The organism is Chloroflexota bacterium, from assembly GCA_026708035.1.
Lineage (GTDB): Bacteria > Chloroflexota > UBA11872 > UBA11872 > UBA11872 > JAJECS01.
The window spans coordinates 1-21,335 of record JAPOVQ010000015.1 but is presented as its reverse complement, the minus strand read 5'-3'; the positions used below and the strand labels follow the sequence as shown (position 1 = coordinate 21,335).

16 protein-coding genes, 1 tRNA gene and 1 pseudogene are annotated in these 21,335 nt (G+C 63.9%); 7 read left to right on the top strand and 11 right to left on the bottom strand.

Features of this window, described 5'->3' with window-relative positions; all coding sequences use genetic code 11:
- Positions 1 to 324: 324 nt before the first annotated feature.
- From OXG33_07135 to cas3, 6 genes are all read right to left on the bottom strand, one after another.
- Positions 325 to 555 (bottom strand): hypothetical protein, encoded by a 231-nt coding sequence (locus tag OXG33_07135; protein ID MCY4113692.1) that lies wholly within the window; start codon positions 553 to 555, stop codon positions 325 to 327.
- Positions 556 to 572: 17 nt separating this feature from the next.
- Entirely contained in the window at positions 573 to 1,325 is a 753-nt protein-coding gene (cas5e, locus tag OXG33_07130) for a type I-E CRISPR-associated protein Cas5/CasD (protein ID MCY4113691.1), read from the bottom strand.
- A 3-nt stretch (positions 1,326 to 1,328) separates the two neighbouring features.
- The gene (gene cas7e, locus OXG33_07125) at positions 1,329 to 2,507 is read right to left on the bottom strand and encodes a type I-E CRISPR-associated protein Cas7/Cse4/CasC (GenBank protein MCY4113690.1); all 1,179 of its coding nucleotides are present in this window, start codon (positions 2,505 to 2,507) and stop codon (positions 1,329 to 1,331) included.
- 28 nt (positions 2,508 to 2,535) lie between these two features.
- Complete coding sequence (locus OXG33_07120; GenBank protein ID MCY4113689.1) at positions 2,536 to 3,030, bottom strand: hypothetical protein; 495 nt, start codon at positions 3,028 to 3,030, stop codon at positions 2,536 to 2,538.
- Between the two features lie 110 nt (positions 3,031 to 3,140).
- Complete coding sequence (locus OXG33_07115; protein ID MCY4113688.1) at positions 3,141 to 4,709, bottom strand: type I-E CRISPR-associated protein Cse1/CasA; 1,569 nt, start codon at positions 4,707 to 4,709, stop codon at positions 3,141 to 3,143.
- Positions 4,710 to 5,022: 313 nt separating this feature from the next.
- Complete coding sequence (gene cas3 / locus OXG33_07110) at positions 5,023 to 6,864, bottom strand: CRISPR-associated helicase Cas3' (protein ID MCY4113687.1); 1,842 nt, start codon at positions 6,862 to 6,864, stop codon at positions 5,023 to 5,025.
- 1,300 nt (positions 6,865 to 8,164) lie between these two features.
- Here cas3 and OXG33_07105 point away from each other — a divergent pair.
- From OXG33_07105 to OXG33_07075, 7 genes and pseudogenes are all read left to right on the top strand, one after another.
- Positions 8,165 to 8,593: a hypothetical protein gene (locus tag OXG33_07105; protein ID MCY4113686.1), complete on the top strand. Its 429-nt coding sequence runs from the start codon at positions 8,165 to 8,167 to the stop codon at positions 8,591 to 8,593.
- The gene (locus OXG33_07100) at positions 8,590 to 9,030 is read left to right on the top strand and encodes a helix-turn-helix transcriptional regulator (protein MCY4113685.1); all 441 of its coding nucleotides are present in this window, start codon (positions 8,590 to 8,592) and stop codon (positions 9,028 to 9,030) included. Before OXG33_07105 ends, OXG33_07100 begins: the two co-directional genes overlap by 4 nt.
- A 39-nt stretch (positions 9,031 to 9,069) precedes the next feature.
- Positions 9,070 to 11,889 carry a hypothetical protein gene (locus OXG33_07095; GenBank protein ID MCY4113684.1) on the top strand — a complete coding sequence of 940 codons (2,820 nt, stop codon included), beginning with the start codon at positions 9,070 to 9,072 and terminating at the stop codon, positions 11,887 to 11,889.
- Between the two features lie 172 nt (positions 11,890 to 12,061).
- Positions 12,062 to 12,427, top strand: a pseudogene (locus OXG33_07090) (PIN domain-containing protein).
- 161 nt (positions 12,428 to 12,588) lie between these two features.
- Positions 12,589 to 13,650, top strand: coding sequence for a homocysteine S-methyltransferase family protein (locus OXG33_07085; GenBank protein MCY4113683.1), 1,062 nt, complete (start codon positions 12,589 to 12,591; stop codon positions 13,648 to 13,650).
- 210 nt (positions 13,651 to 13,860) lie between these two features.
- Positions 13,861 to 15,393, top strand: coding sequence for an FAD-dependent oxidoreductase (locus OXG33_07080; protein MCY4113682.1), 1,533 nt, complete (start codon positions 13,861 to 13,863; stop codon positions 15,391 to 15,393).
- A 10-nt stretch (positions 15,394 to 15,403) separates the two neighbouring features.
- The gene (locus OXG33_07075) at positions 15,404 to 16,564 is read left to right on the top strand and encodes an FAD-dependent oxidoreductase (GenBank protein ID MCY4113681.1); all 1,161 of its coding nucleotides are present in this window, start codon (positions 15,404 to 15,406) and stop codon (positions 16,562 to 16,564) included.
- 176 nt (positions 16,565 to 16,740) lie between these two features.
- On the opposite strand, the gene OXG33_07070 is transcribed toward OXG33_07075, so the two are convergent.
- The 5 genes from OXG33_07070 to OXG33_07050 form a co-directional block, all read right to left on the bottom strand.
- Positions 16,741 to 18,033: a hypothetical protein gene (locus OXG33_07070; GenBank protein MCY4113680.1), complete on the bottom strand. Its 1,293-nt coding sequence runs from the start codon at positions 18,031 to 18,033 to the stop codon at positions 16,741 to 16,743.
- A 447-nt stretch (positions 18,034 to 18,480) separates the two neighbouring features.
- Positions 18,481 to 19,338, bottom strand: coding sequence for a DUF4268 domain-containing protein (locus tag OXG33_07065; GenBank protein ID MCY4113679.1), 858 nt, complete (start codon positions 19,336 to 19,338; stop codon positions 18,481 to 18,483).
- Positions 19,339 to 19,493: 155 nt separating this feature from the next.
- Positions 19,494 to 19,569, bottom strand: a tRNA-Ser gene (locus tag OXG33_07060).
- A 98-nt stretch (positions 19,570 to 19,667) separates the two neighbouring features.
- A complete protein-coding gene (locus tag OXG33_07055) occupies positions 19,668 to 20,114 on the bottom strand; it encodes a hypothetical protein (GenBank protein ID MCY4113678.1) in 447 nt (148 codons plus the stop codon).
- Positions 20,115 to 20,340: 226 nt separating this feature from the next.
- Positions 20,341 to 21,335, bottom strand: a 995-nt coding sequence (locus OXG33_07050; protein ID MCY4113677.1) for a hypothetical protein, incomplete at its 5' end; no start/stop codon positions are given.

The following is a 21,335-nucleotide window of genomic DNA, read 5'->3' as shown; positions in this document are numbered from 1 at the left end:
GCCCCCATGCCGCTGGAGCTGTGTCTCCATCCATTCCACGTAAACGGCCTCGCGGCTGCGGCTCATCGTCCCCGGGGGATGTTGGACCGCTTCGAGTTGAAACACGTCTCGTTCCGTGGGTCGACCGGTGGTGGAGCGTCGAGGGCGACGGATGGGCCGGACGCGGATGTCGAAGCCGAGCCGCTGACCAACCTTCCAGCCGGTGGGCATGGGCTTGCTATCAATGCGGTCAGGCGGAAGCGCGCGGAGTTGCCAGGGATCCGCGTAGTGGCTCGCGGCAGCGCGCAAGCCGTCAGCGTTTACTGGGGCGTAGCCATAAAGGACTCAATACCGAAGTCCGCGCCGACGGGCGCTGATGAGTCGAAACGGCTTGGGCGCAAGATCGCCGAAGCTTTCGATGAGCAAGTGGTGTAGCGCGTACCCGTCATCGAAGACCGGATGACGCATCAACCGCCGCGTGCCGGCCCAACGATGGAAGACCCACAGGTCGATGCTGGCCTGGATCATGTGCAACGGGGGGCTGATGGGATTGAGGGAAGCGCCTGACGAGGGCACGGTGGTGAACTCCTTCTCTAGGCGTCAGGTGTGCCGGTGCTAGGGCCAAACCAATTGCAGGGAAGCTCACTCTCGCACACAACGCGGCCGCCGCCGTGCAGGCCGGAAGCCCAATTGCGCTGATCCGTGAGGAAGTGCCTTCGGCTTGCGGAAACGCCTGCGGACCCGTCGCCGTCGGGCCAAAGAACTCGAACCGTTGGTTGGTCAGGATCAGGATTGACGGGGATAGCACGCAGCGCGGCCAACGCGGAGTCGGCATCACAGAATCCAGTGAAGAGTTGAGTGGAGGGCAGGCACGGTTTCCGCCCAATAAACAACGGGCGCGCCGGGCGTTGTAGGGCATGGGCCACGTTGTCAAGAGCGGGCGACTCGGCCTCGGGTTCAAAACGCAAGGCAACCGTTACGCGCATGTCCGCAAGGTAGTCGCGGTAACGCAGGTGAGGCGCGTCGTAGGTGCGCGCGCCGCCAGCTCGTCCCTCCGGCCGGCCGTGGCTCGTCCATGCGCGGTCCTTCGCGCCTAACTGAGCGGTCTGAAAGTCGCGCAGGATTCCGCCCTCTGCCAGCCCGCGGTCAATGCGGGCGGCGAAGATCAAGCGGTCCTGCAGGGCTTGATGTCGTTCGTGCTCGATACGGCGCCAGCCCAAGGCGTTGGCGAGCAGGCCCGCGAGCATGGAGGCGGCGGGGAACCAACGCGTGACGCCGTAGTTGTCCACGGTCTCCCCGCCAAAGGCCATCAAGGGAGCCTCAAGGGTGAGGATGAGGTGACGCATGCCTCAGTGAGCCGTGCCATCGCGGATGACTTGCGCGGCCCACCTGCCGAGATCGTCAAGCGCGAGGCGCTCAGCGTCGGGGAATTCGAAAGGGTCTAGGCACATCACGCGACGGGATTCGTGGCTACCGTACGCTGCATCCAGCTTGGTGAGATGGGCGGCCACTGTTGCAGCCGCGTCCGCCCGCGCCGAGACCGCGCTTCGGAAGGCGCCGGCGAGGCTGCGCGGCTGGCGCGATCCGGCCTCGACAAGCATCAAGTCGGCGTAGGCGTATGGCGCGGTGGATCCAAGCTTGGCACCAGGTGAAACCGTGGCAATCAAGTGGATGAGGTGCTCGACGATGGTGCAGGCGAGCGTCCGGTCGGAGTGCTGCCATTCCTCGGATTTGCAGCCGGTTAGGTTAGAAACGAGGCCGGGCACATCGACAACGACATAGCCGTAGAACAGGCCGGCCGTGAGCTCCATGTCGCCGATATGCGCAGCCCCCGGCTCGTCATCGGAGGGCTGGAGATCGTCCACGACCGAGAAGTAGTCGCTTTCGCTCTCTTCGGGGTGGACCGTGAAGGCGTGGGCGACATGAACCGCGGCGTCAATATTGGCGGCGGGGTCAGACGTGACCATGCGACCGAACAATGCCCCAACGATTCCGCCCGGCAGACTGGTCGTCTCGCGAAAGGCGCGGAAGTTCTCACGCTGATCGTTGGTTCGCTTGTTGCTGAAGACGTTCGCCGCCGCTTCTCTGGCGGTCTCGGGATCATGCGGGTACCCTGTACAAATGGCGGCGGCCCGGTCGCGAAGAAACTCGACCTCGGGCAGGCCGAGCAACAGCGGCTGCCGACCGGACCGTGAGGTGCCGCTCTCGCCGTACACGCCCTTCTGAAACTCCTCTTCGACGGCGGTGAGGACGGCATCGGAAACCCTGCCAGTCTCGCGTAGCGGCTGAATTACGCGGCTCGTGACGATTTCCCGTGAGCGGAGGGCGTGCCGTGTGGCATCGATGCGGCGCAGTGAATAGATGTCGTCCGCCATCCGCCAGTGACGCTTTAGGCACTGTGACGAGATCCGCGTGCGCACCGTGCCGCCGTAGGTCAGGCGCTTGGCGAGGCCGCTGTCGTCGCGGTTGAGCAGCGCGGCTGGGTAGGAGTGCAGGGTGTGAATCTGCAGGAAACGGTGGAGGGGCATATGCGGATCTCCTTGTGTGAGCGTGAGGTCAGGACGACGAATCGCTGGCTTGGCGACGCTGAGCTTGGTGTTCGGCCGAGTAGTAGGCGCGGGCGATACGCCGCCGAGCATCCTCGAAGCCCGCCGCGTTGTTTCCGTCGTTGAGGATGAGGCAGGCCATCTCACGCCAATCAATGCGTTGGCCAGCGGACCCTAGCATGCGAAATGTGCGGGCAAGGAGTGCGCGGCGCACGGAGCCGCGGGCAGTCAACAGCCGGTTGAGACGGGATTCGCTATAGAACGGTCGGATTCGCTCGGGCTCCCCGCCCTGAAATAGCGCCTTGCCTACTGGTACATTGCGGTCGTGCGCCGTCCGACTGCTTGGTTCGGCGCCTGCCGTGCGGGTCATCAAGGCAATGCCATGCAGGATGAGGGCCCACCTGCGCTCGACATCTGGACTTCCCAGCAGATTATGCCGGGACATGAGACGCCAAAAAACGGCGGCGTCGGGACCGTCGGGGTTGATTCGGCGGAGCGCCGCCAAGTCTCCGCGAGCAAATCCGTCAGTAGCCACATATCCAGCCAAGCTGCTGGCGATCTTGGCCCACGACGCGGCTCGCGGCCCGGGGACATCAGCCACAGACACTGGTTCAGTCATTCTTGCTCCGCCTCCCTGAGGTCGAACAGGTCTGGAAACCCGGTGTTTCCTCGAATACGTCCTTCAAATACGCGATCCGAACGCACGCGCGCCCGGTAGCGATGGATGGCCGGACATGGGAGCGTATCTTGAGCTTGGCGAAGGAGATTGCGGGCATCGCTGATGACGCGGCGCTGCCAATTCCGACGAATCTGGTCACGAGCGTCGTTACTGTCCGCCTCAAACTCCTCCTGGAGGTCGTCGAAGAATGTGACGTCCACATGATGGTCAAGCCTATTGGCCCAAGGATTGGCCAAGGCGCGCGTCTCGTCGCCTACGCGCTCCGTCTTGCCCCCGGCGGCGAAAGTCCAGACGCCATGTCGCAGGATGCGCTGGACTCGACGAACGTCATCGATTCGCCCATTGGCGATATCGCCGAGATCACCGTGGTCGCGAGCTTGCCCAATGGCGCGCACCGTCTTGGGCTTCAGTGGGACGATCCGCTCGTAGTAGCCTTCGGTCTTGCCTTGGCCGCGGACCATGGCGCGGGCGACGAGCCGCATCCCCTCCGAGGATTGCTCCTCGGCTCGCGTGGGCTTGAGTAAGGGCGGCGCTTCCCAGTCTGCCTCCAGCAAGTAGTCGGCGGTGCGCTTGTAGGTGAATCCACCGGCTGCCAGGGTTAGGCATTTGCTGTCCGTCTTGCTGACCGGTGTCCACGGATCGCCGGTGACCCCCTTCAGTGCTTTTGCCTCGATGCGGGCCGCCTTCGATGTAGCGCGGACGGCGCTCAATTTTCCATCCGAATCGGCTCGTAGCCGGACACGGCGGCAGATTTCGATATAGAAGGGATCGAGGTCGCTGAGGAGCAAGGCCTCGGCCCTTGTCCCGTCCCAGGGCTTTGTCCACAATAGTTGGACGCCCCCGTCGCGTGTCAGACTGAGATCGAGAGTTCCTTCGCGTTTTTCCAGCAGCGCCCCGATGTCTCGACGGACATGGGTGCCCGGTCGCTCGGATGGCGTGAGCGTGAACGCAGGTCGGCATCCCAGCCCACCGTTCATCCGGGAAATCCCGTAGTTACCGGCCCCTGAGAAGCCCTCCATGGTTTGCAGCGTGATTAGCGCAAAGATCCAGTGGCTGACTTCGGCCGCCGACGCGACTGCCGACTTGAGGTCGTGGTTTTTCGACGTGACCAGCATGTCCAATCCGTCGGGCGTTTCAACCACGTTCTTGTAGTCGGCGATTTTGCCGGCGGCGGAGGCGGGCGGCTGCAAAAAGGCCGACACGGTAATGTCCTCGATGACTAGCTGCCACGGTTCGGCGTGGGGACACTCAGGCGTGAGGCGGCGAATGAGGTCCCGCCACTCATCGGCGGCGTCAGGTGGTGCGATGCGGCCGGCACGGAGCAGCGCCATGGCGCCAAGCTGGACCAGGAAGGCGTGCCAGGCGTGGCGCTGGTGCGGCCGGAGGGCCGGGAACGCGACGACTTTGTCCGCTATCAGTGCGGCGTAGACCTCCGGCAGGGTGGCTGTTTCCGTCTGGCTGTCAATGGCGATCGTGATGAGCCGATCATCGAGCAGGTTGAACATACGTCCTAGACTCCGTTGTAGGGCGTCCTTACCAGTAACCCAGGTACCCCCGAGATCCCGGCAGCTCTCGCCGAGGCGAGTTCTTGGGCGCGTGGGCAGTCTCAATCGGGACCTCGCAGGCCGCACGCGGAGTGCTCAACGAGATGGCCGATCGGCCATCCGGCAGCCAAACGTCCAGTTGCGAACCGTCAGCCAACTGGACGCGCACGTAGTGTGGCGGCACGTTCGAGAACACCGATCCCCTTTCACGCTAGTCACTGACGCTCGCTGCTCCCCCGCACACGCGGGGAGGTGAGCGCCTTGGCTGCGGTGGCTAGAGGCGACGCAGGCCCCAGCGATCGTATCGGAAGCGTCGCTCGCCGATGGCGAACTCGAATCCGTCAGCGGAGGGCGTTGGCGCTGACTGCTCAGGAACTCCCTTAGACGGCAGCCAGCGTAGCGGCAACGCCAGCGTGGCGATCATGCGCGACCCGTCGAACGAACTGGTCTGTGGTGGATCAAGGGCTACCTCTATCCGATCATCGCCGAGGCGCGTGCGCATCCGCTCCTCATTGCCTGGGAAAGCGATGTTATCGAGGAAGGTCAGGTCCCGGCTGACGACGGCGCCGCGGCCAGTGGCCCTGTCCGCGAGTTGCGCGCCGTCGACCTCATTCGCGTGCGCCATCCAATCGTCACCCATTTCCTGCGTGATTTGGTCCAAGGCTTGCCGATGCGTTGCCCGCTCCACCAGCCGCCGGTTCATCTCGGGAATGCGCCACTGCGGGTATTCGTCAATCAGCCGCCGCGTAGCCTCCAAGATCCTCAAGTCCTCGTATACACGGCCATGCGTTCCCAAGCCGTTCGCGGTTGGCGTGTTCTCCAGCAAGGAGGATAGATCGTTATCCGGCGGCGTCAGGACGCGGCAGGCCGGCGTACCGTAGCCGTTGGGCCGGTGCGTGTCATTGCGCCGGTGGCGGTGCAGCCGACCGATGCGCTGGAGCAGCACGTCGACCGGGCACAGGTCGGTCACGAGCAGGTCCGCGTCGATGTCCAGCGACTGCTCCAGCGTTTGCGTGCCGATGACGACTTGCCCTCCAGGCTGTCGGCCTTTGCCAAGCAGATCATCGACCCGCTCATCGAGCAATGCCCGGTCGCCGGGGGCGAAGCGACCATGATGCAGCGTTGGCACGTCGCGGACGGCGAAAAGTAGCTTGGCGTCATCGGGGCCAGCCAACTGCTCAATCGCCTGCTGCGTCTTGATGGCGTAGTCAACGGTGTTGCGAACCACCAGCACCTTGGCGCCAGCGCGGGCGGCCGTCAACGCGTGGTGGGCGGTGCCGTCGAAGTCATGCATTCGCGGCATGGCCGCGACACGGACGCGCTTCTCTTGGTTGTTCTCGCCGGCTCGGACGACCACTTCTTCTTTGGAGTTTCCCGTGGTGGTGACGGCCGGGTAGTCGGTCTCAATCGCGTCATGCAGCGAGAGGCGTGGGAGTTCGCTGTCGCGGCACCGCCGGAAGAGCCAGCGCAAGCGGGCTGCGGAGCCGAGCGTAGCGGACATCAGCAGTGCGTAGCCGCCGGCACCAACATGGGCGTCGAGCAGCGCTCGGAGTATGGCGCTCATGTAGGTGTCGGAGGCGTGGACCTCGTCTATGACCAAGAGATTGCGCGCCAGGCACGCGGCTCGCATATGGGCGTTCTTGACCGGAAGCACACTCAGCATCGCCTGGTCCACCGTGCCAACGGCGACTTGGGCGGCGAGGAACCGCTTGGGGTGCTCGGCGGCCCACGGTCTGTCGTCATCGCGCTCGCCGGCCGCCGAGAAGTCGTAGTCCGGCAGGCGCACGCCATTCTCATCCGGGGCGGCTTCGTACCCTGGCACGGCGAGTACCACGGACGGTCGGTAATGCGACAGTAGTTTGCCGATGAAGCGCTTGACACGCCGGTGGATCTGCACCGCGGCCGTGCGCGTGGGCAGGGCGAAGTAGAGGCCGTCCACCAGACGTTGTTCGTACAGGTGTGCGAAACGCCACAGCGCGGCCTCCGTCTTGCCGGAGCCGGTCTCGGACTCGATGATGACCAGTCGCTGATCCGTCGGCATGCGCTGCGCGGTCTCTTGGATTGCGTTAGGCCCAGGCGATCCGGGTATGTCAAACAGCTCCCCGAATTCGGGCATTCCGACAAAGCCCCTACGCTGGCCGAGTAACTCCAGCCCTATCGCATTGATGGCATTCTTGGCTTGTCGCCGGGCATCCTCGATATAGCTGTCCCGGGGTTCGTCAAGAAAAGGGAACCAGCGCTTGTTTGAGCCAATCCAGTCGGCCCAATTGCAGAGACCGAGAAAGTGATGCTGAAAGGCGGGAGAGGATGGCAGCGGCGATCCGGTGTCAGTGAACGCCGCGGGAAACCAATCCTTGACTAAGGCGCCAATCCGTTCGGCGCATCTGCGGGGGTTGAGTCGGCCGTAGACCTCCAAATCCGCGGGTTCCTCTGCGGAGGGTTATAGAGATCGAGTGGCTTGCCGTGGTGTGATAGCGCCGCTACAAACAGTGCGGAGGCTGTACGCCCATCATCCGCGTCCCAGTGCGCCATGTGGGCATTCCATCCGATCGCGTCGCAGAACCACTCCGACGTACTGTGATCGTCACGAAGAAGTACCGGAACCAAGTCGGATGTGTGTCCCGCCCTCGTCGGGCGGTAGCCATCCTGGAGTTCCCTGTCACACCAGATTTGGGTCTGGAAGCCCGTGTTGACCTTTCCAACGTCGTGTAGGGCGGCGAAGACCGCCAGCCGAGACACGGTGGTTCGGTCGAGATCGTCGCAATTGGCGGTATGCGCGAGCCGTCGTCTGATGGTCGGCTGGGCAACCAGCGCTTCAAAGCATGCACCGACATCGGCAAGGTGGTGCTCGAGCAGGTGGATAGGCGCTGCGCCGTTTTGGTTGGCCTTAGCCCAGTGGCACCAAGTATAGACCGGCGACTGCCCTTCTTCCGACAAACCGTTTCCTTAGGCCAAAAAGGCGTCCAATTCACTTGGACTCGGGCAGCTAGTGTAAAGCAGGCGTTGTTTATGCTTCAATTCTCACCCGGCCCGCAGGCCGAATGCGCCACCCGTCCCAATTCTACGCCCGCTGACCGGCGACTCCACCAAGCGGGCCGAACGTTACTGCGGTTACCTGGCGTGCCTTGCACGACCTGCGCGCTAAGGAAGTCCGCGAAGGCCAAGGAGCCGGAGTCTAGCCGATGGGGGATCGGGGGCCAGCCGCGACCCAAGGCGCGTGCTGAACGTCTGGAGCTACAGCGCCACGCAGAATCTCAGGGCGAAAGCCCTCAATTTCGTCTAGCCTGGTGGGGACGTTGGAGGACACAGGTTGGAGACGCTCCACAGACGTCGGCACGGCAGCGGACGTGCGTCGATGGCTCGATACATGGACAAGCCTTGCACACAATAATATTGTTGTGCATATGATTCCCCAGTTGGACGCCGATGGACTCCTTCCGGCCGGCGTGCACTGGGCCGGCTGGGACGAGTTGCAGGATAGGTTCGGGAACACTCCTTGGAGGCAGCACCTCATGACAGGTCTCAAGGCCGCGCTGGAGGATTTAAAGGGCGCGGGCTGCCGGACCGTCTATGTCGATGGGAGCTTCGTGACGAGCACGACGAGGCCCAACGACTACGACGCCTGCTGGGACGAGGCTGGCGTCGATCCGGCAGCCCTCGATCCCGTGCTCCTGACCTTCGATCCAGGGCGAGCCACCCAGAAGGCCAAATACCGGGGCGAGCTTTTCCCAGCCTCGGTCATCGCAGACTCCGACGGCCTGTCGTTTCTGGAGTTCTTCCAGACAGACAAAGAGACCGGGAAGCCCAAAGGGATCGTCGCTATAGACCTGAGAGGCCTCGCATGATCAAGAACGAACAGCAGTACCGGATCACCAAGAATCAGGCGGAGCGGTTCTCGCAGACCCTCGCCAGCTTGAGGCAGCGCTCCGGGGAAACCGACGGGGCGCATCCCCTTATCGCCAAAGCGCGGGAGGACGCCGTGAGAAGCCAGCTGGCAGACCTTGAGGAGCAATTGCGCGAGTATGAATCCCTCAAGGCTGGCAACTTCGAGATCGAGGACCTGAACGTGGTCGCCGAATTGCCGGCCACTCTGATTAAGGCTCGCATCTCGCAAGGCTTGAGCCAGAGAGACTTGGCGGAGCGGCTCAGCCTGAAGGAGCAGCAGATACAGCGGTACGAGGCGACCGACTACGCGTCCGCAAGCCTGACGCGGATCAAACAGGTCGTGAGCGCCTTGGGTGTGGAGGCGAACACTTCGGCTCCAACCATGGGACCCCGCTGATCACGGTTCCAGGAATCCTCAGCGGCGGTGCAATCGACAATGGCGGTTAGGCGGCACAACTCCGAATCTATTCGCGAGGAAGGCGTCAACGTCCTTCTTGCGGAGTCCCTGCGCGGCTACGGCCTATCAGCCAGAGCGGAGCGCCGCAGCCGGAGGGGCGCGCCTGACATCAGCGTCCAGTTGCGAACCGGCGATCCGGTGATTCTTGAATGCAAGTGGGACGGCGCTCGCCATCTCCTTGAAGATCAACTCGACGCTCGCTTGAACGACATTCCCGAAGCTCTGGGAGCGTTTGGCGTCCTCTATCCCGACCATCTTCGGCACGTGGAAAACACCAAGGCCGGCCTTGAGGATGCGGAGCTCCAGTGGTGGCTCCACGGTGCCCGAGGTACCCCGCATGAGCCGAGGACAGTCAGACGCGGGTCGGTGGCCGAACTGGCCGACCAGCTACGCGTCTTACCGCTGGACCTGGAGGGCGTCGACCGCGTGGCAGCCGCTGCCGGCGTGGTCGGTCACGCGCTCGAACAGGCCGCCGGTCACGTCGCTCGGCACCAGCGCATATCCCGCCGCATCGCCGACATCATCGCCCGGACCGACCAGGAAAAAGACCGCGCCGCCGCCCTGCGCATCGGCTGCCTCGTCCTCTTCAACGCCCTCGCCTTTCAGGATCGCCTCGCCACCGCGAATGACGACGTTCCCACCGTCAGGGAGACCCTCCACCAGGGCATTTCCGGCCTTCGCGACGCCTGGCACTACGTCTGTGAACAGATCGACTACGTGCCCGTCTTCGAACTCGCCATCGACATTCTCGATGTGCTACTGGACGGCCCGGACGACACTCAGCTGCCAGTCATCCAACCCCTGCTCGACGCCGTCCAGCGCACCCGCAGGGTCGAAGGTCACGACCTCTCCGGCCGCCTCTTCCACACCCTGCTCACCGACGCCAAGTTCACCGGCGCCTACTACACCTCCGTCCCCGCCGCCACCTTGCTCACGCGGCTCGTCTTTCACGACTGGCCACAGGTGGACTGGCGCGACCACGAGTTCCCCGCCTCGCTCACCGTGGCCGACCTCGCCTGCGGCACCGGCACCCTCCTCATGGCCGTCGCCACCGAAGCCGAACGCCGTCACCGTGAGGCCGGGGGTAGCCGCTCCGCCGATCTCCACAAGGCCATGGTCGAGGAGGCCTTGCACGGCTACGACGTCCAACTCTCCGCCGTCCACTTCGCCGCCACCAGCCTCGCCATGCTCAATCCCGAGATTCAATTCGACCGCATGAACCTGTACGTCATGTCCCTGGGGGCGGAAGGTTCCGAGATTTCGCTCGGCTCCCTGGATTTCCTGCAATCGGACTCGGTAGCCGTCCAGCACGCGCTGTCTCCCGCCGATATGGGCATCGCCACGCTGGACCGCGCCAGGGTCTCCGGTCGCGGTCCTCGTGGCGCGGCGGAAGGGCAGGACGTCACCCTGCCGAACCTCGACCTCGCCATCATGAACCCGCCGTTCACCCGCTCCGTGGGCGGCAACCTGCTGTTTGGAAGCCTGCCCGCGCGTGACCGACGCAGACTTCAGAACGAACTCTCGCGCCGTCTCACGTCCAGGCAGGCATCTGCCACCGCTGGCCTCGGCGCGGCCTTCGTTGCCGCGGCCTCACCCAAGCTGCGGCCCGGCGAGGGCCGCCTGGCCTTGGTGCTCCCCGCCACCGTCTGCACCGGACCTTCCTGGCGGCAGACCCGCGACCTGATCCAGCGCGACTTTGCCCTGGACATGGTCATCACCTCCCACGACCCGAGTCGCTGGAACTTCTCCGACAGCACCGACCTCTCCGAGGCCCTGCTCATCGCGACCCGTCGTCCCGAGAATGGCGCAATCGCCGACCACCGCACCACCTTCGTCAACCTCTGGCAAAACCCGGAGGGCGTGCTGGACGCCCACCGGCTGGCCAGCGCCGTTACCGCTACAACGTCAGCCAGACTCGAAGACTCGGGAACGGCCCTGCTGGAGGTTGACGGACAGCACGTCGGTGAGGTTGCCTCCCTCCCGGAATCGAAGCTCGTCGGCACCCAGTGGACCGGCATCCAGTTCGCTCGCGCCGACCTGTTGCGCAGCGCGCTCAGGCTCCTCGACGATGGCGAAGTCTGGGTTCCAGGCGAGACTCACGCTGCCCGCGTTCCGCTCTGCCGGGTCGACGAACTCGGTCAGGTCGGGCCCGACCGACGGGACGTGTGGGACGGCTTTGAACTCACAGCCACCGCAACCGCCTATCCCATCGTGATGAACCACGACACCGAGCAACAAAAACGCCTGACGGCCCCACCTGACAAATACCTGGCGCCACTGGTCGAACCCCGACCAGGCCGTCGTCTCAAACCCCTCAATCAGTTGTGGAGCAAGGCGGGCCGGCTGCTCGTATCCGAGAGACTGCGCCTCAACACAGCCCGAATTGTTGCCATGCGCTCACAGACGAATGTGCTCTCAAACGTCTGGTGGCCCATCCGCGTCGACGACGCGTCGATCGAAAAAGCCCTCGCCTTCTGGCTCAACTCCAGCCTGGGCCTCTTGACCATCGTCGCCCAGCGCACCAGCACTGAAGGCGGCTGGGTCGCCCTCAAGAAAGCCGACCTGCAACAACTGCCCGTCCTCGACACCCGCCGTCTCAAACCCACTCAGCGGCAGAGCCTCGCCCACCTCTTCGACCAAATGACCGACGCCGAATTCCAACGCCTCCCCGCCATGTCCCACTGTCTCGCTCGCCGCGCCATAGACGAAGGGCTGTCCAAAGTCTTGGCGCTACCGGACCTGAACACGCTTCGCGGCCTCCTGGCTTCAGAGCCCGTCGTCTCTAACCAACGTCTATGAAGCGACCGCTTGGGGCCATTCGTCTTGTCGCCGACAGAGCATTGGTAATGACGCGGTGCCTACGTCTGTCTGCTTCAAGACGATTGCGCGAAGAACCCTGTGACGCTCACAGGACCAGCCGCAATTCAAAGACGGTACTGTCTACCGTCAACTCAGGCCCGCCTACGCCGACTGGGTCACCCGCCTGGCGACCGGACCGGAACCCTTCGCCTTGTCAGTGCTGGTGCTCGCTGGATTCGTCCGCATCGCCACCAACCCACAGATTTTCGATCCGCCATCGACCACTGGCACGGCGATTGCCTTCGTCGCGTCGCTCGTGGAACGGCCGACGGCGCGCATCGTGGGCCCCGGGCCCGACCACCTCGCGATCTTCGAGGACCTGTGCCGAAATTCCGCGGCAACCGGGAAGCTGGTGGCGGACGCCCAACACGCGGCGGTGGCCATCGAGCACGGGTGCACGATCGTGTCCACCGACGCCGACTTCAGCCGATTCCCGGGGCTCCGCTGGCGCCATCCGCTCCGGCGATCGGCGCCATAGGGCGGCAGCGGGAATCCAGTCCACCACCTCCGTTCCCCCATTCGTCATTCCCGCCAGAAGAAGGCTGCGGGAATCTCCGCGTGCCGTCCGTTTGTCCGGTCCAGGCCGGATAATATGGGGCTTGACGGTTTGAGTTCCGATCCGCAACGGAGCGTGGCGTCATGGCTGACTACCAGAACCTGAAGAGCCGTATCGACCAGGGTGAGGTGATCCTCCTGGACGGGGCCATCGGAACCGAATTGCAGGCCATGGGCGTGCCCATGGACCCCGCCGCTTGGTGCGGCCCCGGCAACTACACGCACGCGGCGACCGTGCGACAGATGCACGAGCGCTACATCCGGGCGGGGGCCGACATCATCACCACCAATACCTTCAACACCCTGCGCCCGGCGCTGGAGGCTTCCGGCTACAGCGAGCTGGTCAGGGAAGTCAATGTGCGCGCCGTGGACGCGGCTCTCGAAGCCATCGATCGGGCCGCCGGCGACAGGGACGTGTACATCGCCGGTTCCATTTCGTGCCGAATCCCCATCCGCGACCGGAGGACCGGGACGCTGTTGGGCGGCACGGGCTACGGCTATGGCGCCAGCCTTTCGGCGGAGGAATTGAGCGCTCACGCCAAAGAGCAGGCGAACATCCTGGCGGAGTCCGGCGTGGACTTCTTTCTGATCGAGAATCTGTGGGCCGACAACGAGTCCAGGGCGATAGCCGCGGAAGCGGCGAAGGCCACGGGCCTGCCCGTGTGGGTGGCCTTCACGGCCTCCGTGTCATCTGACGATCATGCGGTCCGGATGAGTTTCGGCGAGGACCGTGCCTACAGCACCGGCCTAGGAATGCCCATGTGGACGTCGAGTTGGCGGACGGTCGACGACAACATGAGCCTGGCCGAGGGCATCGACGAGATCGCGGCGCTGGGTCCCGACGTCCTTGGAATCTTTCACAGCCGGATTGATGAAACCGCGGCGGCCCTTCAGGTCATGCTCGATCATTGGTCTGGGCCCGTCGTCGTCTATCCCGACGCCGGCCGGGAAGACTATCTCGAGACCTGGCAGGACAGCAGCGTTGCCAACGAACAGACAGTCGCGGAGTTGACGCGAGAAGCGGCCACCTGGGTCGAAATGGGCGCCCAGATCATTGGCACCTGCTGCGGATTCGGCGCCGACTACACCAAGGCTCTGCGGGGCGCCCTGCCGGACCGGATCGCATCGCCGCGAAACGGCGCGTAAGCCACCGACGTACACGCACATTCGACCTAGGAAACCACTGATTCAATCCCTTCCCCCTGGAAGGGGGAAGGTTAGGATGGGGGTCAGCGGCTGGCGTCCCAGATGGTGCCGTTCGGTCACCCATCGGAGATGGCCGCCGACGGGGCCATGACGCGGAGTTGTTCGGACCCTCCCTAGAACAGACCTCCGGATCGACGGGAGGGACTTCAGGTGGAATCGAAACCGCTGGTGGTCGTCGGGGCGGGGGTGGCGGGCACTTCCGCCGCCATCGGGGCGGCCCGAGCCGGCGTGCGAGTCACGCTCGTCGACGAGAACCCCATTGGCGCTTCCATGATGGCGCTGGACGTCCCCCAGTTCTTCGGCCAACGGGCCATGGACCCGCTCCCCGCCAGGGACGTGCTGCTGGAGCGAGTGGCCGCGGCCAACCATGCGCTGGCGGAAGCCAAGGAAGCCGGCGTCGAGGTTCAGTTGGGGACCTGCGCCTGGGGCGCCTTTCGCAATTCCGCAACCAGCCGGGTGCTCGACGGCCCCCAGCTCGGGTTGGCCGACGACGAGCGATCGTGGATGGTCAAGTTCGACCGGCTCATCGTGGCCGCCGGCGCCCGGGACCTGGCGATGTCCTTTCCCGGGTCGGGAATGGCGGGCGTCATGGGCGCCCACGGCGCCCACGCCCTGATGCGTCGCTACCGGGCGTTGGCCTCGCGGCGGATGGTGGTCCTGGGATCCGGCGACCTGGGCCTCAACACCGCCCGGATGGCGCAAGACTCGGGTGTCGAGGTAGCCGCCGTCGTGGACGTCTGTGCGGCTGTGCGCGGCGACAAGGCCCTCGTGTCGCGATTGCGGGACACGGGCGTGGAGCTCTACTCGTCCCACACCGTCAAGGAAGCCGTCGGCACGGCCGGTGACATCGAGTCCGTCGTGCTGGTCGAGATCGACGACGATTGCCAGCCTGTTTCCGGCACTGAGAAGGTCATTTCCGCCGACACCGTCTGCCTCGCCATCGGCCTGGTTCCCAACGTGGAGCTTCTCGGTCTCCTGGGGTGCGACCTCGCCTTCGCGTCCGAGCGCGGCGGGTGGGCGCCGGCCCACGACAACCGGATGCAGACGAGCGTCGAGTCCGTGTTCGTCGCGGGGGATGTCGCCGGCTTCCACGACGGCATGGTCCCGGACGCCGAGATCGCACGAAACCAAGGCCGCCTGGCCGGACTCGCCGCCGCCGAGTCGCTCGGCGCCATCGACGAGGACGAAGCGCTCGCCCTGAGACAAGACCTTCAGCCGGTTGCGCTCGACGCCACGCCCGCCGACGCGCACGCCGGTTGGCAGCGATGGCATCGATCGCTCGTCAAGGCCGGTGGGCTAGATGTCTTTGCGTGCCAATGCGAGGAGGTCACGCGGGCCGAGATCATCGGCTTGCAGCCGCCGCGCTTTCTGGGGCGGGGCTCGGAGCAGGCGAGCCGTCGCAGCCTGCGGAGCCAGGCGCGGGCAAACCCGGTCAATGCCGACCAGGTCAAGCGCCTGACACGGGCCGGCATGGGCCACTGCCAGGGCCGGCTGTGCCGTGAGCAGGTGTCGCTGCTGCTGGCCGAGGAGTCCGGCGCCGACATCGCGGACATACCGGTCATGTCCTACCGGCCGCCGGTGCGGCCGCTCCCGCTGCGTGTCATGTGGCCCCACGACGAGCCGGAGCAGGTGCGCCGCGAGTGGCCCAAGTGGTTCAGCCCGACGAGTCGGGTGCTGGGATAGACGGCGGCACATGGACAGTGCGGACGTAGTCGTCATCGGGGCCGGCGTTTCGGGCCTCAGCTCGGCCTATCGCCTGGCCAAGGCGGGCCGGGACGTCGTCGTCGTCGACAAGGGGATCGTCGGGGGCGAGGCCTCCGGGCGAAACGGCGGGATGATCAGCGAGCGGGTCGACGAGCCGGAGCTGATTCCGCTGGCCGTGGAGGCCACCAAGACTTGGGAGACCCTGGCCGATGAGCTGGGCTATCCCACCGAATTCGTCCAGCAGGGCCGGCTCCAGGTCGCCGTGACGGAGGAGGAGATGGGCGCCCTGCACGCCGAACGTGACAACGCCCTGCGCCACGGCCTGCATGCGGAAATGGTGAGTCCCTCGGAGATTCGGGACATGATTCCCGGAATCACCGGGAGGACGCTCGGCGGGCTGTTCTTCGCCAAGGGCGGACACGCCAACACCCAGCTGGCGGTCCAGGCATTCGCCTGGGCGTTTCAAGACCTGGGCGGCCGGCTCCTGCAGAACACCGCCGTCACCGGTTTCAAGGTCGTTGCCGACAGGGTGACGTCGGTGGAGACGACCGCCGGCCCAATCGCCGCCGACATGGTCGTCGCCGCCGCCGGACCTCAGACCGGGCTGATGGCGGGGCTTGTCGGTGCTCACATCCCCGTGGCCCCGGCACGGGTGGAGATCCTGGCGACCGCCCCCATCGAGCCGCTCACCAGCATCGCCCTGGTGGGGAACGGGCTCTACGGACACCAGGCCGTGCGGGGAAACCTGATCTTTGGCGGCGGCGCCCACGAATGGGCCGACGTAGACCTCACCACCACGCCCGGCAAGCCCAACACGCCGCTCATCCGGAATATCGCCAGGCGGCTTGCGGAGCTGCTGCCGGAAGTGGCAGACGTGCCGGTGATTCGCAGCTGGGCCGGCGTGGTGGAACAGGCGCCGGACTACATGCCGATCATCGACATCCTGGACTCTCCCAGCAACTACGTCGTCGTTACTGCCTCGGCCCACGGCTTCGGCATCTCCCCAGCCACGGGCAAGGTCGTCGGCGACCTGGTCCTCTATGGCGAAACAAACATCGACATCGGCGGCCTAGGCCTGAGACGCTTCGCCAACGTCAATCCCAACTGGCGCCACCAGCGCGGCTGGATTCCGGCTCCCATCCGATCCTGACTACTGAGCCCGCCACGACCCGGTGCCGGACGCCCGAGACTGGTGGGCCTGATCAGACTGAGTTGCGAAGTCTTCTCTGGGAGGTCTTGCTACACGGGCTGGTCGACGAGCCTCTGGTGAGGCTTCACGATCCCCCAATACTCAATGTTTGGTGGCTCAGACAGTTCAAGGCAATCTCAGTGCTCGCCCGATTGGCTCACCTCTGTCCCAAAGTCGGATCTCGTTTCCGAGCTTGGCCGCCATACGGTGGGGCCGAAGAACACGAGGCGCCACACCGCAGAATCGGAGCCGTATCCGAAGCTTCCGTCCGCCTCCTCCACGGTCCAGCGGCACTCGAAGGTTCCTGGCAAGTCGTTCACGTTGGCCTCGCCCCTCGATAGCCAGATTGCTGGTGCGGTGTTTTCCAACTCGGTCACGCGAAACTCCGAGAGAACGAAGCCCTCAAAGGCCTCACGCAGTTGCCCGGCCAACTGCCCTACCGGTGTGTCCTGTAAGCCGAACTGCCTGCTCGGAAAGCGTGTAAGGGCACCAAAGTTGCGCTCCCGCCAGCGAGATAGGAATTCGACGGTTAGTATGTGTATCTCGTGGTTTTGGAAGCCGATATCAGAAGACAAGTGACGAATTGGCTTCCATGCTTCCGCTCTCCTCTTGACTTTCGCGGTCTTGGCCATCTGTCGAACGATTTCGGAGAAAGACTGCTCAGGCTTTTGCGGCTCGCGGGCTTTCCTTGTTGCCGCCGCCCAGTCAACAAGCGCAAACAGCATGTTCCAAGCCTTGGTGGCGACGATCACATTGTCGAACCTCGTGATCGTGCCGTGGATAATCCCGTGCCGGTGTAGCTCGTAGACCTCCTCGTCGACCCGCTTCTTGACTGTCTTGAGGAATCCCTTGAGCGCGTTCGTTAACCCCAAGTGGTGTCCAACGACGCTGTCCCAGGCAGTCATCGCATCCGGGTCTCTGGAAGCAAGGCCGCGTCTAACGCCCGGTTCGAAGTCATTGACGAAACCGTCCATCACAGCGATCAGATGGAGGGTGGCGCTGTCAAACTGTTCGGCGCAATAGTGCTCGCGAGCTCGCTCAATCTGGCAGGCACGCTCTCGGAGGCCGTCGACACTGGACAGCCGGCGAGCCCAGAACGCCAGATTGTCCTCGTTGCGATAGATCTCAACGAGTCTCTGCTCAGTCTCCTCGCAGGTGGCCGACTGGTCGAGAATCGCCTCTACTGCTGCGACGTTAAGTGACTCGTGGAAAACCCAGTTGCGGGGACCGAGCCGGTCGTAGAAGCGGTCGACAACATCCACCAGGTGATTCAGCTGGTGTTCTACTTCGAGAAGTCCAGAGCGGTGCTTCCGCGCAATCAAACGGGTCAACAGTTTGCCGCCCTGAATCTGACTGGCCATCTCCTGGTAAGACGGCAGGTCGCGCGCCGATCCGTAGGGTGACTGACTCGAGTCGCTTACTGTCGGCACTAGACGACCCTAAGGGAGGCGGAAGTCCCAGGACACGCGTTGACTATGCGGATGGCATCCAAACATTGAGCGCCTGAGGGAAGTCTTGGGCGTCCGCCAGGAGCGGCGAACTGTTTGCCGGAGCCTAAGTATGGTGGACTCGAAACACCGGGATTCAGTCCATGGAGTCCCAGCGACATATTCAAAGAGGCGGTGGACCGAGTCGGACTCTCACTGACGACCTCCTCAATGCCATTGAGGCGCACTTTCGGCGGAACAATGGGCCGCGGGGCCGACATTTTGCCGCGCGGGTGCTTAGGTTGAGCAGGGCTTGGAAAAGCAAATGCCTCGTGCGCATGGGCTGACAAACGGACGGCCCCATCTCATTCGGAGAGCCAGTAGCCAAGCCGAAGCGCAAAAGACGTATACGCCGTTCTATTGATTGAGCCCCAGATCGATGCCAAATGCCTAGCTCTCGCCCTGCGCCCCAGTTTCTTGCATTCTTTCCAGAACATCCTCTAGGAATGGGCCGAACGCGGTACGGAATCTAGTGAGGTGATCAATCATCCAAGTCCTGATCTGGCTTAGTTCGTCCTCGGAAGCGTCTATATGCCCAGGTCGGGATACCACCACTCTGCTCATCTTCGCGTCATCCAGACGCTCCCAAATCACCGGCCCGAGTGATTCCTCAATCTGGCCCCTTGATTCCTGTAGCAAGTCGAATGCAGCTTTGTTCCACGACTTTTCTGGACTCTTGATGACCAGTTCAACTCTGGCTTCGTCCTCCCAAGTGAACCGCATGGTGCGGCCGAATGCGCCAGAGTTTATGCCGGCGCCAGCGTTGTAGGACGATCCCTTGTTTCGTGTCCCAATATTCCATCCGTGGGACTGTCGCAAGTCTTCTAGCAGCGGGCGCCAGAAGTGGATGTACTTCTCTTGCCTTGGGGTCACCTCGGCCTGACTCTCCTGGACGTCCTTCGACCATGTGTTGGGAGCTGCCGCCAATCGAAACAGCGGTGCAGGCAGTGAATTGCCGATTCGCACCGCATCAATCTCAATGCCGAAGAAGCTCAGCGAGTCTTTGGTTCCTTCGTTGAGCCAATCCAGTGCAGCCCTGTGCTCGTCTCGGAATTCGGTAGCTATCCACACCACGACGCTGGCATTCTTGCCGGCTGAATACGTCAGCAACTGGCCCAGATGCGTATGGTCCGTGTTTGCAATCTGGTTTTCGATGGCCACGACGGCTTCACTGTTGGCATCTCTGGCAAGTATGTCGAGGGAGAAGTTTCCAACCGGGACCTCGACCCCCTCCAGTTCCAGATCCATGCCGAGCTCATTGCCAAGCAGCGGCAGATTCTCTGCCAACCACGGGGTAAAGTCGTTGGCCTCGTGTGGCCAGACGCTCGCAATGGGGACTCTCTCAATACTCCCGATGCCTGTCTGAGTCATTCTTGTAGGTCCTCCATCAGGTAAAGAGATTGTGGCGGACCCAGTCGGGCTCGCGCCGACGACTTCCTCAATTCCACTGAGGTGCTCTTCCAGCTGAGCTCGGGGCCCGGGGGCCGATATTATGCCCCGCTGGCAGGCGCGGTCATGACGCCGCTCGCTGTCGCTTGGTCATGGCCTCATTGACGGCAAGCGCGGGGCGCGTCAACTCACCGGGCGGACACGTCCGCGCAGACCACCATGTGGGAGCCGTCGGCGTTGGTGTGCACCGCGTGGGACGTGCCCGCCAGGTCGAACACGAGCTTGTAGCCGGGAGTAATGACCTGCGCGTAGCCGAAGCCTTCTTTCGGGCAACCGAGGCTGGCGTCCGACCAGTCCATGGCCTCGGAACTGACGAGCGTGTAGCTTCCCTCGCCCACCTCTTCGGCCAAGAGCCGACGGGCCGCGGCCTCGATCTCGCTCGGTGTTTCTCCAGTTGGTGTCTCGTCGGCAGCCGGCGTGGGCGAATCAGGTGAGGGAGTGGGCGCGTCAGGCGCAGTGGTCGGTGCGACCGGTGCTGTCTCCATCTGTTCTTCAGCACCGTCACAAGCCCCCGCGACCATGAGCGCAGCCGCCGTCGCCAGCACCAGCAACAAACGGACGGTCGTCAGTCTCAAGAGTCTCACCAGGCCCATTCGGAGGCCGAGGCGGCGGATTGAGGCTTGCGGCGCACCGTTCCAGGCAACACCGCCACATTGCATCTCAAAGGGAAGGCACTTGGCTTCATCCAGATTGGTGGACCCAGTCGGACTCGAACCGACGACCTCCTCAATGCCATTGAGGCGCTCTTCCAACTGAGCTGGAGGCCTTCTGGCACTTCACTCCACGGAACGCCCGTGCGCATCAGCAGGACGGCAGGCCAAGCACGTCGAAGTCGTTCTCATCCACATCCCCTAATGTGCCCGGTACGCACCCGCTAAGCTCGTTGCCAGAGAGGTATAGGCCCGTCAAAAGGGAGAGTTGCCCCAGTTCGGCGGGAATCTCCCCGCTCAAGTCGTTGTCGCTGAGATCCATGTAGTCCAGGTTGGCGAGCTGGCCCAGTTCAGCCGGTATCGCTCCGGTCAAGTTGTTGCCAAAGAGGGTCAGATGCTCCAGGTTTGAGAGTCGGCCCAGTTCGGCAGGTATCTCCCCGCTCAACTGGTTGTTATCGAGAACCAGTCCCTCCAAGTAGGAGAGCCGGCCAAGTTCGGGCGGGATGTTTCCGCTCAGCCGGTTGACGGAGAGGTCCAGCCAGAACAGGTCCGAGAGTTGCCCCAATTCGGCCGGGATCTCTCCGCTCAAGTCGTTGCCGTAGAGAAGCAGGATGAACAGGTAGGAGAGCCGGCCAATCTCAGGCGGGATACTTCCGCTCAGTTGGTTGAGGTCAAGTTCCAGGAATTCCAGGTCGGAGAGTTGCCCCAGCACGGGCGGGATGTCGCCATTCAACCCGTTATCCGAAAGCGCAAGGCCGATTAGGCGCCCATTCTCGATTTCCACCCCGTACCACTGGCCAAGGGGCCTGTCGCTCAGCCAATTGTCGTTGTTCGTCCAGTTGGGTCCGTCCGTGGCGTTGTACAGGGCGATCAGGGCTTCCCGTTCCGTTTCGGCGGAGGTCGCGTCCGGCGCGGGAGCCTCGGCCGCCCCGGGCGGCGTGGCTTGGCCCAGGTAGTTGCTACCCCAGCAGGCGACCGAGCCGTCGGTCTTCACGCCGCACGTGTGGGAAATCCCTGCGCTGACGGATGCGAACCGCCCGGTCGGGGGGTCGGACTGGCCGAGGTAGTTCCCATCCCCATCTTCATTCAATCCCCAGCATTCAACCGAGCCGTCGGTCCTCACCCCGCACGTGTGGCCCACTCCAG